At 65.6% G+C, this 14,332-nt stretch carries 14 protein-coding genes; 6 read left to right on the forward strand and 8 right to left on the reverse strand.

All coding sequences use genetic code 11. From position 1 onward, the window contains the following. The first annotated feature begins 15 nt into the window (after positions 1-15). Both U4Y88_RS17160 and U4Y88_RS17165 read left to right on the forward strand, forming a co-directional pair. Positions 16-918, forward strand: a complete 903-nt coding sequence (locus U4Y88_RS17160) for an SMP-30/gluconolactonase/LRE family protein (RefSeq protein WP_321785260.1) — start codon at positions 16-18, stop codon at positions 916-918. A 54-nt stretch (positions 919-972) separates the two neighbouring features. Further along, entirely contained in the window at positions 973-2,001 is a 1,029-nt protein-coding gene (locus U4Y88_RS17165; protein WP_224008647.1) for an ABC transporter substrate-binding protein, read from the forward strand. Positions 2,002-2,071: 70 nt separating this feature from the next. Here U4Y88_RS17165 and U4Y88_RS17170 read toward each other — a convergent pair whose 3' ends face one another. The 3 genes from U4Y88_RS17170 to U4Y88_RS17180 form a co-directional block, all read right to left on the reverse strand. Then, the gene (locus U4Y88_RS17170) at positions 2,072-3,007 is read right to left on the reverse strand and encodes a dihydrodipicolinate synthase family protein (RefSeq protein ID WP_321785262.1); all 936 of its coding nucleotides are present in this window, start codon (positions 3,005-3,007) and stop codon (positions 2,072-2,074) included. A gap of 47 nt (positions 3,008-3,054) precedes the next feature. Continuing rightward, a complete protein-coding gene (locus U4Y88_RS17175) occupies positions 3,055-4,620 on the reverse strand; it encodes an altronate dehydratase family protein (protein ID WP_321785489.1) in 1,566 nt (521 codons plus the stop codon). A gap of 64 nt (positions 4,621-4,684) precedes the next feature. Then, entirely contained in the window at positions 4,685-6,004 is a 1,320-nt protein-coding gene (locus U4Y88_RS17180; RefSeq protein ID WP_310629957.1) for an MFS transporter, read from the reverse strand. A gap of 245 nt (positions 6,005-6,249) precedes the next feature. Here U4Y88_RS17180 and U4Y88_RS17185 point away from each other — a divergent pair, with 245 nt between their 5' ends. After that, positions 6,250-6,981 (forward strand): GntR family transcriptional regulator, encoded by a 732-nt coding sequence (locus U4Y88_RS17185; protein WP_224008641.1) that lies wholly within the window; start codon positions 6,250-6,252, stop codon positions 6,979-6,981. Positions 6,982-7,008: 27 nt separating this feature from the next. Here U4Y88_RS17185 and U4Y88_RS17190 read toward each other — a convergent pair whose 3' ends face one another. From U4Y88_RS17190 to U4Y88_RS17205, 4 genes are all read right to left on the reverse strand, one after another. Then, entirely contained in the window at positions 7,009-8,076 is a 1,068-nt protein-coding gene (locus tag U4Y88_RS17190) for a helix-turn-helix domain-containing protein (RefSeq protein WP_321785264.1), read from the reverse strand. Positions 8,077-8,117: 41 nt separating this feature from the next. After that, positions 8,118-8,651: a hypothetical protein gene (locus tag U4Y88_RS17195; RefSeq protein WP_310629955.1), complete on the reverse strand. Its 534-nt coding sequence runs from the start codon at positions 8,649-8,651 to the stop codon at positions 8,118-8,120. Between the two features lie 158 nt (positions 8,652-8,809). Next, positions 8,810-9,139, reverse strand: a complete 330-nt coding sequence (locus U4Y88_RS17200) for a hypothetical protein (protein ID WP_321785266.1) — start codon at positions 9,137-9,139, stop codon at positions 8,810-8,812. A gap of 185 nt (positions 9,140-9,324) precedes the next feature. After that, positions 9,325-10,185, reverse strand: coding sequence for a helix-turn-helix domain-containing protein (locus tag U4Y88_RS17205; protein ID WP_321785268.1), 861 nt, complete (start codon positions 10,183-10,185; stop codon positions 9,325-9,327). On the opposite strand from U4Y88_RS17205, the gene U4Y88_RS17210 reads away from it, so the two are divergent. From U4Y88_RS17210 to U4Y88_RS17220, 3 genes are all read left to right on the forward strand, one after another. Beyond that, positions 10,171-10,575: a hypothetical protein gene (locus tag U4Y88_RS17210; protein WP_321785270.1), complete on the forward strand. Its 405-nt coding sequence runs from the start codon at positions 10,171-10,173 to the stop codon at positions 10,573-10,575. The two genes, U4Y88_RS17205 and U4Y88_RS17210, sit on opposite strands and share 15 nt — an antisense overlap. Positions 10,576-10,593: 18 nt before the next feature. Beyond that, positions 10,594-11,637, forward strand: coding sequence for a helix-turn-helix domain-containing protein (locus U4Y88_RS17215; protein WP_321785272.1), 1,044 nt, complete (start codon positions 10,594-10,596; stop codon positions 11,635-11,637). 692 nt (positions 11,638-12,329) lie between these two features. Then, positions 12,330-13,157, forward strand: coding sequence for a helix-turn-helix domain-containing protein (locus U4Y88_RS17220; RefSeq protein WP_310634495.1), 828 nt, complete (start codon positions 12,330-12,332; stop codon positions 13,155-13,157). A 157-nt stretch (positions 13,158-13,314) separates the two neighbouring features. On the opposite strand, the gene U4Y88_RS17225 is transcribed toward U4Y88_RS17220, so the two are convergent. Next, positions 13,315-14,307, reverse strand: coding sequence for a helix-turn-helix domain-containing protein (locus tag U4Y88_RS17225; protein WP_321785274.1), 993 nt, complete (start codon positions 14,305-14,307; stop codon positions 13,315-13,317). Positions 14,308-14,332: the final 25 nt, after the last annotated feature.

The following is a 14,332-nucleotide window of genomic DNA, read 5'->3' on the forward strand; positions in this document are numbered from 1 at the left end:
TAACAAGGAGACACCATGAACGCGCACGACCACGAAGTCCACGATCCGCGCTTTCGGCGGCTGATTCAGCCCAACGCGCTGTTGCAGAAAATTGCGGGCGACTGTCTGTGGACCGAAGGGCCGGTGTATTTTCCGGCGAGCGACCTGCTCGTGTGGAGCGACATTCCGAACAACCGCATGATGCGCTGGGCGCCCGGCATGGGCGTGGGCGTGTTCCGCGCGAACGCGAATTTCAGCAACGGCAACACGCGCGACGGCGAAGGGCGGCTCGTGAGTTGCGAGCACGGCAGGCGCTGCATTTCGCGCACCGAGCACGACGGCAGCGTGACCGTGCTGGCCTCGCATTACGACGGCAAGCGCCTGAATTCGCCGAACGATCTCGTGGTCGATTCGCAAGGCACGATCTGGTTCACCGATCCCGATTACGGCATTCTCAGCGACTACGAAGGCTATCGCGCCGAAAGCGAAATCGGCGGCTGCCACGTCTATGCGTTCGTGCGCGGCGCGCTGGAGCCGCGCCGAGTCGCCGACGACTTCGTCAAGCCGAACGGCCTCGCGTTCTCGCCCGATGAATTGAAGCTCTATATCGCCGACTCGGGCGCCTCGCATGTCGAGAACGGCCCGCGCCATATTCGCGTGTTCGACGTGCGCGACGGGCGACTCACGAACGGCCGCATTTTCGTGGAGATGGAGCAGGGCATTCCCGACGGTCTGCGCGTGGACGAACACGGCAACGTCTGGACCAGCGCCGCCGACGGCGTGCACTGCTACGCGCCGGACGGCACGCTGCTCGGCAAGATCCTGATTCCCGAGGCGGTCGCGAACCTGACCTTCGGCGGCCTCAACCGCAACTGCCTGTTCATCACGGCGACGACCTCGGTCTATTCGCTGCCGGTTGGCGTGCGCGGCGCGCGCTGATTCGATATCGCAGCATTCCGCAAGACAAGAACCCTTCAGAGGAGATGACTTTCCATGCGTAAATTGAGCCACATTGCCGGCGCGGTGGCGCTGATGAGCCTCGCGTTTGCGGCGACGGGCGCGCACGCGCAAGTGTCGCAAACGAGCACGGCGACGAAGAAGATTGCGCTGTCGAACAACTACGCGGGCAACGCGTGGCGGCAGACCATGATCAAGGACTGGCAGACGGTGACGAACGAAGCCGTCGCGCAAAAACGCGTCGCGGCGGCGCCCACGTTCACCACGGCCGAGAACCAGGTGACCGAGCAGGCGCAGCAGATCCAGAACCTGATCCTGCAAGGCTATAACGCGATCGTCGTGGATGCGGCTTCGCCCACGGCGCTCAACGGTGTCATCAAGCAGGCGTGTGCGGCGGGCATCGTCGTGGTGTCGTACGACGGCATCGTGACCGAGCCGTGCGCGTATCGCGTGTCGTTCGATTTCCACGCGTGGGGCGCGAATCAGGTCGACTATCTGGCGAAGCGTCTGAACGGCAAGGGCACGCTGCTCGAAGTGCGTGGTCTCGCCGGTGTGTCGGTGGACGAGGCGATTCACCAGGGTATCGTCGACGAACTCAAGAAGTATCCGGGCATGAAGATCGTCGCGAGCGTCAACGGCAACTGGACGCAGACGGTCGCGCAAAAAGCCGTGGCGGGCGTGCTGCCCACGCTGCCGAAGATCGACGGTGTGACGACGCAGGGCGACGACGGCTTCGGCACCGCGCAGGCGTTCAAGGCCGCGGGCCGCCCGACGCCGATCATCGTGCTCGGCAATCGCTACGACGAACTGAACTGGTGGAAGAACCAGGCGGGCGCGGGTTATGAAACGACCTCGGTGTCGAATCCTCCGGGCGCGGTGACGGCGGCGTTCTGGGTCGCGCAGCAGGCGCTCGCGGGCAAGAAGATGCCGAAGGACATTCAGGTGCCGCTCGTGAGCGTGACGCGCGAAACGCTCGACGCGGAACTCGCCAAGCTCAAGCCGGGCGGCGTGAGCGACAAGCTCTATACGGTGGAAGAAGCCGTGGCGGTGGTCGACAAGAAGTGAGGTTGAGATGACGTGAAAAAGGCGCCGCGTTGAAAGACGCGGCGCCTTTTTTTGTTGGACCGATTCTGGCTTATTTGGCCCAGCGCAGCACCAGCGGATCGAGCCGCTTCGCGACGCGCAGCAGGCTCGCGCGCGTGGCCTCGACCACGCCCGGCAGCGGCGCGCGCACGGCGTCCGAGGCGATCACGCCGCCGGCCTTCATCAGCACCTTCGCGGTCGCGATGCCGCCTTGCCGGTTCTCGTGATTGATGAGCGGCAGCCAGCGCTGATAAGCGTCCTCGGCGGCCTCGACCTGCCCGGCAGCCCATGCGTCCATGATCTGGCGGATGCCGTCCGGGTAGCCGCCGCCCGTCATCGCGCCGGTCGCGCCCGCTTCGAGATCGGCGATCAGCGTGATCGCTTCCTCGCCGTCCCACGGTCCGACGATCGCGTCGCCGCCCACGCGGATCAGCTCGCGCAATTTCGCCGCCGCTTGCGGCACTTCGATCTTGAAGTAGCTCACGTGCTCCAGTTCGTGCGCGAGGCGCGCGAGAAACGGCACGGTGAGCGTGGTGCCGCTCATCGGCGCGTCCTGGATCATCACGGGAATCGTGACGGCGTCCGAGACCGCGCGGAAGAAGCCGTAAATCGCGGCCTCGTTCGCGCGCAGCGTCGCGCCGTGATACGGCGGCATGACCATCACCATCGCGGCGCCTGCGTCCTGCGCGGCGCGGCTGCGTTCGGCGCACACGCGCGCGCTGAAATGCGAAGTCGTGACGATCACCGGCACGCGGCCCGCGACGTGTTCGAGCACGCAGCGCATCACGGTTTCGCGTTCGGCGTCGGTCAGCGAAAACTGCTCGGAGAAGTTCGCGAGGATGCACAGGCCGTTCGAGCCCGCGTCGATCATGAAGTCGGTGCAGCGGCGCTGGCCGTCGAGGTCGAGGTCGCCGTTTTCCGTGAAGATGGTCGGCATGACCGGGAAGACGCCGCGATAGGGCGTAGCAGAGGCTTGAGCTTGTGTCATGGTCGAATATTAGTTAGGCATGCGTATGGAGTACTCGATAACGCGCTTCAGGTGATCGCACCGATCTGCCAGGGCACGAACTCGTTTTGCCCGTAACCATGCAGTTCGCTGCGCGTGCGCGTGCCCGAGGCCGTGTCGAGCATCATGCGGAACAGCGCTTCGCCGAGCGCGTCGATGTCGTCGTTACCGTCCACTACGCCGCCGCAATTCAGGTCGATGTCGTCCGACTGGCGCTTCCAGAGCGCGCTATTCGTGGCGAGCTTCAGCGAAGGCGAGGGCGCGCAGCCATAGGCCGAGCCGCGCCCCGTCGTGAAGCAGATCAGGTTCGCGCCGCCCGCGACCTGGCCCGTCGCCGAGATCGGGTCGTAGCCGGGCGTGTCCATGAACACGAGGCCTTTCGCGAGCACCGGCTGCGCGTATTCGTAGACATCGACGAGATTCGTGCTGCCCGCCTTGGCGATGCCGCCGAGCGATTTTTCGAGCACGGTGGTGAGGCCGCCCGCCTTGTTGCCCGCCGAGGGATTGTTGTTCATCGACGCGTTATGGCGCGCGCAATAGTCTTCCCACCAGCGGATGCGCGCGACCAGCTTGTCGCCGACTTCGCGCGTCACCGCGCGGCGCGTGAGCAGATGTTCCGCGCCGTAAATCTCGGGCGTTTCGGAGAGGATCGCGGTGCCGCCGTGGCGCACCAGCCGGTCGACGGCCGCGCCGAGCACCGGGTTCGCGGTGATGCCCGAATAGCCGTCCGAGCCGCCGCATTGCAGGCCCACGGTCAGATGGCTCGCGCTTACGCGCTCGCGCCGCACGTCATTCGCCGCGCCCAGCATCTCCTTGACGATCTCGATGCCTTTCGCGATGGTTTTGGCCGTGCCGCCGCTGTCCTGAATCGTAAAGGTGCGCAAGCCCGCGTGCTCCTTGAGGCCCTGCGTTTCGAGCAGGCGCGGAATCTGGTTGGTCTCGCAGCCAAGCCCGATCACCAGCACGCTCGCGAAATTCGGGTGGCACATGTAGCCGCCCAGCGTGCGTTGCAGCAGCGCGAGCGCTTCGCCTTCGGTGTCCACCGCGCAGCCCACGCCGTGCGTGAGCGCGACCACGCCGTCGACGTTCGGGAACGCGGCGAGCGCTTCGGGATGAATGTCGCGGCGGAAGTGATCGGCGATGGCGCGCGCGACCGTCGCCGAGCAATTCACGGAAGTCAGGATACCGATGTAATTGCGTGTGGCCACGCGGCCGTCGGCGCGCACGATGCCGTCGAAGCTCGCGCGTTCGTTGTCGGCCACGAATGCCGTGGCGCGTGCGCCCTCGCTGAACGCGTAGTCGCGCGCGAACTCGCCCATGTCGAGATTGTGCGTATGCACATGATCGCCGGGCGAGATCGCCTGACGCGCGAAGCCGATGATCTGGCCGTAACGATGCACGGGCGCGCCCGCCGCGATCGCGCGTGTGGCGACCTTGTGGCCCGGCGGAATCAGGCCGCTGACGCGCACGCCGTCGCCTTCGACGGGCATGCCGCCGATCAGCTGTTCGAGCGCGACGACGACATCGTCGGCGGGATGCAGGCGGATCACGCGCGCGGGCGCGGGCGCGGGTTGGGACGATGGCGTGTGCGGCATGGCGGAAGTGAGTGTGGACATGATCGCAAGTGAATTAGGACGCGAAATAAGCGGCGCCGCGTGCTCAGTCGAGGCCGCGGTCGCGATAGTCGATGAGACTCGCGCAGACGGCGAGGCCGAACGCAGCGGCGACGAAGAACATCAGCGCGAGGAAATAGGTGCCCGTCGTTTGCACGATGACGCCGATCAGGATCGGCACGATCACGCCGACGATGTTGCCGGAGAAGTTCATCGCGCCCGCGAGCAGGCCGGCGCGCGACTGGCCGCCGAGCGTGGCGGGCACGCCCCAGAACATGCCGCACCAGCGGATGAAGAACAGCGCGATGGAGAGCAGCACGACCACGCTGACGAGGCCGGTGGCGTAGCTCACGGCGAGAATCGCGGCGGCCGAGGCGAGGCCCGCGAAGCCGAACATCGACTTCATCACGCGGTTCGGCTCGCCGCCCTTCGCGCGCCAGGTGTCGGCCAGCCAGCCGCCGAACAGTTCGCCGAAGAAACCGCACAGGAAGATCACGAAGGTCGCGCCGCCCATCTGCTTGAGGTCGAAGCCGTGCGCCTTGTGCAGATAGCTGGGCATCCACGTCATCAGGCCGTAGAACACGCTGTTGTAGCAGGCCCAGCTCGCGAACATGCAGAGCACCGAGCGGTCGGCGAGCACGGCGCGCAGCGGCAGGCGCTCGCGCGGCGCGCGGGCGCTGCGTTGGCGGCGCGCGCCTTCGACGTGCGCGAGTTCCGCGGCGTTCACGCCCGGATGCTCGGACGGATGATTGCGGATGTACCACCACGCGATCACGCCGACGACCACCGTGCCCACGCCCGCCACCACGAAGGCGAGCCGCCACGAACCGAGCCACGCGATCAGCCCGGTGATGATGATCGCGCCGAAGGCCGAGCCGAGCGGCGCGCCGCCGTCGAGCAGCGCCGCGCCGCGGCCGCGCTCCGAAGGCGTGAGCCACGAACCGGCGAGCTTGGCGCCCGCGGGCATGATCGGCGATTCCGCCACGCCGAGGCCGAGGCGCGTGAGCAGCAGCGGAATCCAGTGGAAGCAGCCGGCGGCGAAGGCCTGGCACGCGCCCCACGCGACCGTCGCCATGCCGACGAGATTGCGCGCCTTGAAGCGGTCGACCAGCAGGCCGCTCGGGATCTGCATCAGCGCATAGGTCCAGAAGAACGCGCTCAGCAGCACGCCTTCGAGCGCGGGCGTGAGATTGAATTCGGTCGAGATGAGCGGCAGCGCCACCGAGAGCGACGCGCGGTCGATGTAGTTGATCGACGAGAGCAGCAGCAAGATCCAGAAAATGCGCCAGCGGACGGCGGTGGGCGCGGCGGCGCGGCTGTCGGCGCGCGCGTCTGCCCGGGCCGTGGCGGTGTCTTCCAGTTGCATGGATGTCTCCTGTGGGGATCGGCGCGGCATCGACGCTCGATCGAGGCCGCGCTTAGTGCACTAGTGAATTAATATATTAGTTCTTCGATGATAGAAGAACCTGGCCGCGATCACAACGAAAGCGGGCGCGACCGAGGGAAATCCCTGGAGCGCCCGTCCGGCGGGGCCTAAAGAATTGGGACACTAATATACTGACGGCATGGTTCCGGCCCGCGTGGCGGAACGCTCAGCAACCCATCCGAGATATGACAGAAAACCGCAACGAACCCGAGGCGTTCGTCGCCCGGCTGCTTCAGGCCGACTTTCAGCTGGACCGCGCGAACGCGCTCTCCACGCAGCTTTACCAGTTGCTGCGCGACGCCATCGTGACGATGACGCTGCAACCCGACGATGTGATCTTCGAGCGAGCGCTGGCCGACGCGCTCGGCATCTCGCGCACGCCCGTGCGCGAGGCGCTGCTGCAACTGTCGCGCGAGGAACTGGTGCGCATCGCGGCGCAGTCGGGCACCTTCGTCGCGCCGGTGAAGCGCGAGCAGTTCGCGGAGAGCGCGCTGATCCGCAAGGTGCTGGAGACGGCGAGCATCCGCCGCGCGGCCGAGATCATCACGACGCGCGAGCTTGAACAGCTGCACGATATTCAGGAGGCGCACCGGCGCGCGATCGCGCGCGACAACGCGGTGGCCGCGATCAGTTGCGACAACGCGTTTCACGCGACCGTCTGCGCGGCCGCGCGGCTGCCGCGCGTGCAGCAGCTGGTGGAATTCGCGCGCGCGCCGATCGACCGCGTGCGCCACGTGACCGTGCGCGATCCCGTGGTCGCCGACGTCACGCTCAAGCAGCATCAGGCGATTCTCGAAGCGCTCGAACGCCACGATCCCGACGCGGCCGAGCGCGCGCTGCGCGATCATCTCGACGATGCGTTCGTGCGCCAGCAAGCCGCTTACGACGCTAACGTCGATCTGTTTCAGGGACGCTGAAGTTTTCGTTCCGCGGACTCTGCGGATTTACAAGGCGAGATGACCGGAGCGGCGCTGGCGTGCGGGCATCGCGCTTTGCGCGCGCGGCGCAGACGCATCGCCGAACTCACCGGTGTCGCGCGTGACGGCAAACTGGCGGCGATACTCGGTCGGCGTGAGTTGAAAATGTTGGCGGAACAGTTTGGACAGGCCCGCGCCGTTGGCGATACCGCAGCGGCGCGCGATCTTTTCGACGGGCAAATCGGTTTCCGCCAGTAGTCGGCAAATCGCCTCGATGCGCAGATTCAGCACGTATTCCGAAGGCGTGAGATTCGTCGCGGCCTTGAAGCGGCGCAGGAAATTACGCTCGCTCATCGCGGCGGCCTGGGCGGCGTCGCGAATGCTCATCGGCTTGTCGAAATGCGCTTCGAGCCAGCGGATGGCGGCGGTGATCTTGTCGTTCGCGATGGAGGCGAGTGCGGGAAGATCGGGCGGCGATGGGCGTGCTTTATCTGCGTAGGTATCCGAACTATCGGCGAGGGTCGGCGAGGTCGCGCCGCATTCTTCGTCGATCAGCGCACGCGCGGCGTCGGCCAGATCTCGCGGACCCACCGACGTATGACCCGCAGCGTCGGCGGCCGATTCAGCGGACGAGCGCTCGATAACGCCCGCCGCGCACAATTGCTCGCGCGTTTTCGCGGTGGCGACAAGCCGTTCGCCGCGCGACTGCGCGCGCTGGAACCACTGGACGAGCCGCGTATCCTTGAGCGCGCGCTGAAGCCCCGTTCCGCTCATGATGAAGAACGCGCGGTAATCGCTTTTCGATCGCGTGGCATCGATGCGTTCGGTCCAGACGAACACCGACGTCGCGCTCGCGATCCGTCCGCCCGCCGCCGAGAACAGCACGATGTCGCGCGGCGTGAGGTCGGCATCGGCGGCATCGGCGGTATCGGCGGTATCGGCGGTATCGGCGGCCTCGTTATCCGCGTCGGCGGGCTGAAGCGCATCGACGAGTCTCGAAAGCTCGGACAGCGCGAAGCCGTTGAACAGCACGATGCCGATCGGTGTTCGATGAAGGGCATCCGGCGAGGCGAACTGATGCGCGGGACAAGACACGTTCTGACTTTCCGAAAGAGTGAGGCGAGGCGAAAGCGGGCTCATGCAGCGTCGATTTCGCCGCCGATCATTTCGAGCACGTGATAGCGCAGCGCAAAGGCGCCCGTCGACGTCGGCATCGCGGCCGCGCCGATCAGATGCGCGAGCCGGAACAGCGCGGCGCGCGGCGGCAACGCGCCGGACGTCATCCACAAACCGTCGCGCCCGATCGGCAAGGTCTGCGCATGACCGGCGAACAGCGCGATCGCGAGGCCGTCGGCCGGGTCCATGCGCGCGATCGCGCGATTGGCGCCCATGCAGTTCCAGCAAAACGTCGCGCCGGGCATCCGCGAGGGTTTGATCATGTGCACGACCATCTGCGCGCCGGGACTGTCCGGTGCAAGTGCGATCGACCACGTTAGCAGGCCGTTGAGCGTGGGCAGCGATTCGAGCCACGTTTGCGCGAGTGCGCTGTCGTAGCCCCACAACCGGATGGCGATGTGCAGCGGCGAATGCGCAATCGGGCGCGCGGGATCGGGCCGCGCGGCCTCACGCTGATTCGCGCGGCGTCCGCCCGTGTGACTGGGCTTCATCATGGTGTTGGAAACTCCCCATTGCCTTGGAGTGGACAGTTTGCGGCGCAATTTGGACAACGCGTGTCCGGTTTCGCACGCAAATGAACAATCACGCGTTCGGTGAAAACGCGATCGTTCTGGACACGCTGTGTCCGGTTCATCCCCACTGCCGGCGTGTGTTACAGCAGCGTCGCCATTTCGGCTGCCGCAAGTGCATAACGAATCAGGCGGCGGTCGCTCGAATCGAGCGCGTCGGCGTGAAAGTGCAGCAGATCGCGCAACGCGCCCGCCAGGCGCTTCGCGGGATGCATGCTGGCATCGGCAAGCGGCCACGCGTGCATCAGATAGGCGAGCGGCACGACACGGCGGCTTTCGCACCAGCGCTCGAACAGACGCGCGCAGCAGCGTTCGAGATCGTCGATCAGCGTTTCGCGCGATGCGTGCGATTCGCGCGATTGTTGCGATTCGCGCGCTTCAGGTAATCGCGAATCGACGATGGACGCGCGCATGACAGGTTCACGTTCCGGCATAGGCTCAACGCAGAGAAGGCGCGCGAATGCGCAGTCCAGGTGGTCAATCGCCCATCGCGATGGGCAGCGATCGCGAGTCAATGTAGCAATGCCCGCTAACGTCCGCGCCCGATTGGCCAAATCGCACCCGGTTTGGCCGATCACGACAATTGATTCACGCGCGGCTAACGCTTGAGCGAAGCCTGCATTTGCGCGCGGTAATCGGTAGGCGTCGTATTCAAGCGGCGGCGCAGTAGTTTGGACAACTGCGCGCCGCCGCGCAAACCGCAGCGGCGCGCGATCTTGTCCACGGGCAGCCGCGTGTCGGCGAGCATCTTGCAGCAGAGTTCGATGCGGGTCTGCTGCAAATACTCAGAGGGCGTCACGCCGGTTTCCGCCTTGAAACGGCGCTGGAAATTGCGGTTGCTCATCGAGGCGAATTTCGCCGCGTCGTCCGTGCTGATGGCGCGCGTGGCATTCGTTTCGAGCCAGTGCGCCGCGCGCTGGATCTGCTGACTGAGCGCGGCCACGGAGCGCTTGCCCGCGAGCGAGCAGAAGTGCCAGCGCAGCGGCTGGCTCGCGCGGCGGCCGATGTCCTGCGCCACCGCCGCGCCGAGATCGGATTCGACCAGCGCGAGCGCGAGTTCGACCGGGCTCGTCGCATGTCCGGTGCGTTCGAGTCCGTCGTGTTCGGCCAGCGTGCGGGCCACGTGTGCGCTCAGCCACGCGGGACGCGCCGCGTCGTCGTGCGACTCGCCGTCGGCGATCGCGAAGACCTTGGCGGCGAAGCCGACGAAACGGCTCAGCGCCGCGTGGGGCGGTTCGTGCGTGGCGTCGGCGTGGTTGCCCACAGGATCGCCGGTCGCGACGAACACGGCATGAAAGGCATCGGCGTGAGACGGGGGCTCCGCGCGCGCCGTCTGTAGCCCGATCGACGACGCGCTGCGCACGACGCCGCCGCTCGCCGAGAGCAGGCGCACATCGTAGGGCGAGCCGTCGCTCGACGTGCCCGCATGGACCCGATTCGCGAGATGCAGAATCTCCACGACGGCGCCGACCGGCAGCAGCGCAAAGCCGTCGCAGACCACGACGCCGATTTTTTTCGCGCGATGACGCCCGGCATTCGCCCCGAGCGTTGCATCGGGCGGAAGTTGTTGCAGCCGCGCACCCGCCATTGCCGCCATCCCCGCGTGATGTTGGTTTGCGTGCCTGAGCGGCACTTGTCGGTGCATCTTAGTCAGCGCGTATCGAAAGGGCGCGGGCGTGGCCGATTGCGACCCATCCTGGGCGGATTCGCGCACAAAGGCGCTGCGAGCGCGAGCGGCGGCGGGTGGGATGAATTCCGCCGAGCTGCTGTTGGAATCGGTCAGGGCCGATGGCGAAAAAAGTGGCGCGCCTATGATGCGGCGCTGCTGGCGACATCCGCGCCGGTATAACCGGGCAAGCCGACGCCAATGACATCTGCCATCACGATTGCAACGACCGCCACGACCACCACCACCGCCACGCCTGCAACGATCCACGACGACGCAAGCCGCCGCCAGAACGACAGCCGCCACACGATCGGCGTGCTGCTCTTTGAGGGCTTCAGCTTTCTGATGATGAGCGTGATCTCCGATCTGTTCCGTTTCGCCAACGAGACGTCGGCGGCGCGCGCGCATGGCGCGATGTACTACGACGTGCGCTTTTTGTCGCTCGACGGCGGGCAGGTCCGTTCGTCGTCGTCGCTCGACGTGTGGACGCATGCGTGCGAGACGCAGCGCGCCACGCGCTTCGACGTGCTGTTTATCGGCGACGGCGCGGGCGCGAGCCGCGCGGCGGCGCAAGCGCGCCTGCTGCGCTGGCTCATGGGCGCGCTGCCCGCGTGCGGCGTGGTCGACGCGTTCGGCGAAGGGTGCGAGGTGCTCGACGCCGCGCGCGCCGCCGGCTGGCGCGGCGGCGGATGCGGACAAGCGACCGTGCGGGCATCGGCCGATGCGTCCGGCTGGGCCACGCCGACCACCACGGCGCTCGCGCGCGTCAAGCGCGATCTGGGCGTGCGGGCCGCGCACGAGGTTGCGAGCCGCTTGTCGTCGGCGGGAGCGAGCGCGTTGAACTCGGCGTTCGCGAAGGGCAACCCGGCCTCGTCGAGCGAGCGTGTGCGCGCCGCCGTGCAGTGGTTCGAGGCCAACTGCACGCACGCGGTGCAGGTGGCGGACGTCGCGCGCATGGCGGCCATGAGCGAGCGGAATTTCCTGCGCTGCTTCAAGCTCGAAACCGGCCTCACGCCCTTGAAGTTCCTGTTGCGCGCGCGTCTGGAACTGACCTCGGCCTTGCTCGTGTCGACGGATTTGTCGCTCGACGGCATCGCCAAACGCTGCGGCTGGCGAGGCGGAGAAACCATGGCGCGTCTCTTCGTGAAGCGTTTTGCATGCACGCCCGCCGAGTACCGCGCGCACGCGCGGGCGCGCGTGAAGAATGCCGGCGAATGCCATCCGCCGGTGCAAAGTGCGAGCTGAATCCGTGTCCTTTTCCGCCATTTTCAATGAATGGCTTTATTCGCCATCAATGTCTTTTTTGGCAAACGGTTGCGCGAATTTGGTGCAAAGTTGCATCGGTGTGAATTGCGAATTCATGGAGCATAAGTAGAAGCCCGTATTGCATCGCTATTCGTACGAAAATGATTCAGAAATGAAACATGAGTGAAGATGGCAGGGTTAATGAAAGAATTGGTAAGGTGATGAATCATCAATGAAAACAATGCTTTCCGAGTGATGTTGATGATAGGATTCGAGCCTTTCTGGTGCTGGTGTCTGGCCGGTTTGAACCAATTCGCTTAACCCTCTGCTTAAGCGTGTTATTGAAAAGACCGGCAAACGTTTTCCAGATTTTTGTCGAATGCCATTTGCCGCCAAGATGTTGGCGATTTCCGCCAGTCACGGTTTAAACGTGCACTCACATACTGTAGGATCAGATCCAGTCGATTAAGTCAGCTCGACGCAAGCTGATTGGACAATTGATTAGGGGGTAACAGATGGAGTGTGGGACACGTAGTCAACGAAACAACGTCGCGGAGTTGCATGCCTTGCCGCATCTGGATGCAGCAAGGCGCATTGGACTCCTGCTTTTTAGCGGATTCGCGCTGCCCGAAGCGGCAACGGTTCTGGAGATGTTCCAGTCGGCGAATGCCTTGTCGCAATCGGAGTCGGCCATGGGTAGCAAGGTGCGCTACGACGTCACCCTGCTATCGATCGCGGGCGGCCGCATCGACAGTTCCTCGTCGGTGTTCGTGTGGACCGAGAGTGTCGAAAACCGCCGCTTCTCGGACGGCTTCCATACGCTCTTTGTCGCGGGCGGCGCCGGCGCGCGCCATGCCCTGCGCGACGAGCGGCTGATTCGCTGGCTGCAGCGCGAGGGCTCGCGCAGCGAGGCCGTGGTGCCGATCGGCGACGGGCGCCTGTTGCTCGATGCGGCCGGTGTCGAGCGATCGACGCATGGCTGGGACGCGTTCTTGCGCGGCGCGAGCGAACCGCATCGTTCGGCGGAAGGCGGCTTTGCGGCCGTGGCCACCGCGCCGGTGCGCAAGGCGCTCGCGCTGATCGAGCAGGACTTCGGCGGCGACTTCGCACGCGAAGCCGTGGGGCGCGTGATGACGCAGCAGCAGACCTCGTTTACCGCGACGATTCGCGAGAACGTGTCGGGCTTCGTGAGCGAGCGCATTCAGGCGTCGGCGAAATGGCTCGAGGCGAATGGCGACCGGCCCATCACGATCGACGACGCGGCGCAGATCGCCGCGATGAGCGAACGCAATTTTCTGCGCCGCTTCAAGATCGAAATGGGCGTGACGCCGTCCGACTATCTGCTCTACGTGCGCATCGATATGTGCTGCCGTTTGCTCGTCGATACCGATCTGCCCGTCGACAAGGTCGCGCGGCGCTGCGGTCTCGGCAGCGGCGGCTGGCTCGCGAAGCTGTTCCGCAAGCATCTCTCGACCACGCCGACGGAATATCGCACCAACATGCGCCGCTCGGCTGCCTGAACGCTTGAATGCTTGAATGCGAATCACAAATATCGCGTTTGTCATATTCGCTCGCTCGAACGCACGAACGCACGCGCCTGAGCGTGCGCGTTGACGCCATGCATGCGCGTGATGCGATGCGTGGCCGTATCGGCGTTTCGGGTTTTAACGCGGCTTTTTAAAGCGCGGGCATGCGCCGATAAGCGGCCGGCGTGACGCCGAGCTGACTACGCAGCAGACGCGTGAGCCGCGCGCCATTCCCCATGCCGCAGCGACGCGCGATGTGCTCGACGGGCCAATCGGTTTGCACGAGCAGGCGGCAGATTGCGTCGACGCGCAGACGCTGCAAATAAGCGTTCGGTGTTTGCCCGGTTTCAATCTTGAAGCGGCGCAGAAAATTGCGTTCGCTCATCGCGGCCGCTTCGGCGGCGTCATGCATTGCCACCGATTCGTCCCAATGCGTATCGAGCCATCGCAGCGCGGCTTGAATCTGCTCGCTCGGGCCGCGCCTGGCGATCGAATCGGGCGTGCAGGGTAAAGGCGATTCGATGCGATGCGCGATCTGTTTTTCGACGCGCCGCGCGATGGCCGTGCCCTGGTCCGTTTCGATCAATTGCAGGGCGACGGCAAAGCGCGCGTTGTGCGGGCGGCTCGCGCGTTTCGCGTTAGCCGATTCATCGTGACGGACCGCGCGCGCATCATCGTGCGCGGGCATGCGCCGTCTCGCGGCGCGCAGCCATCGCAGACCGCGCGCCGACGCGATCAGCCGCTCGCCGTTCGACTCCGCACGCATGAACCACTGCGCGACGCGCCGGTCGCGCAACTCGGCGCACAGGCCCGAGCCCTCGATGAGAAAAAGCGTGTCGAACGCCGACGAGGGCGCATGCAGGTCGAGCCCCTCGGTCCAGACGAACACCGACGAATCGCTGGCGATGCGGCCGCCCGAAGGCGAGAGCAGGGTGACGCGCCAGGGCGTCGCGTCGTCGTTATCGCTGTCGTCGCCACCTTGGCCGCGCATCGTGTTCGCCAACTGGAACGCTTCCACGAGCTGCGCCATTTCGGGCAACGAAAAGCCGTTGAACACGACGACGCCAATCGACTTTCGTTCGGCGCGCGAAGCGAGAGCGACGGCGCCGCTGCCACGGCACGACAGGTGCGCGAAAAAAGGCACGATGGTGTTTCCCTGGAGTGAGGCA

Origin of the sequence: Paraburkholderia sp. J94 (genome assembly GCF_905220285.1) — a bacterium.
In the GTDB taxonomy this organism is placed as follows: domain Bacteria; phylum Pseudomonadota; class Gammaproteobacteria; order Burkholderiales; family Burkholderiaceae; genus Paraburkholderia; species Paraburkholderia tropica_A.

Bases quoted from the DNA above. Each gene is read 5' to 3' on its own strand.
- U4Y88_RS17160 (WP_321785260.1), top strand. From the start codon at position 16: ATGAACGCGCACGACCACGAAGTCCACGATCCGCGCTTTCGGCGGCTG.
- U4Y88_RS17165 (WP_224008647.1), top strand. From the start codon at position 973: ATGCGTAAATTGAGCCACATTGCCGGCGCGGTGGCGCTGATGAGCCTC.
- U4Y88_RS17170 (WP_321785262.1), bottom strand. From the start codon at position 3,007: ATGACACAAGCTCAAGCCTCTGCTACGCCCTATCGCGGCGTCTTCCCG.
- U4Y88_RS17175 (WP_321785489.1), bottom strand. From the start codon at position 4,620: ATGCCGCACACGCCATCGTCCCAACCCGCGCCCGCGCCCGCGCGCGTG.
- U4Y88_RS17180 (WP_310629957.1), bottom strand. From the start codon at position 6,004: ATGCAACTGGAAGACACCGCCACGGCCCGGGCAGACGCGCGCGCCGAC.
- U4Y88_RS17185 (WP_224008641.1), top strand. From the start codon at position 6,250: ATGACAGAAAACCGCAACGAACCCGAGGCGTTCGTCGCCCGGCTGCTT.
- U4Y88_RS17195 (WP_310629955.1), bottom strand. From the start codon at position 8,651: ATGATGAAGCCCAGTCACACGGGCGGACGCCGCGCGAATCAGCGTGAG.
- U4Y88_RS17200 (WP_321785266.1), bottom strand. From the start codon at position 9,139: ATGCGCGCGTCCATCGTCGATTCGCGATTACCTGAAGCGCGCGAATCG.
- U4Y88_RS17210 (WP_321785270.1), top strand. From the start codon at position 10,171: ATGCAGAATCTCCACGACGGCGCCGACCGGCAGCAGCGCAAAGCCGTC.
- U4Y88_RS17215 (WP_321785272.1), top strand. From the start codon at position 10,594: ATGACATCTGCCATCACGATTGCAACGACCGCCACGACCACCACCACC.
- U4Y88_RS17220 (WP_310634495.1), top strand. From the start codon at position 12,330: ATGGGTAGCAAGGTGCGCTACGACGTCACCCTGCTATCGATCGCGGGC.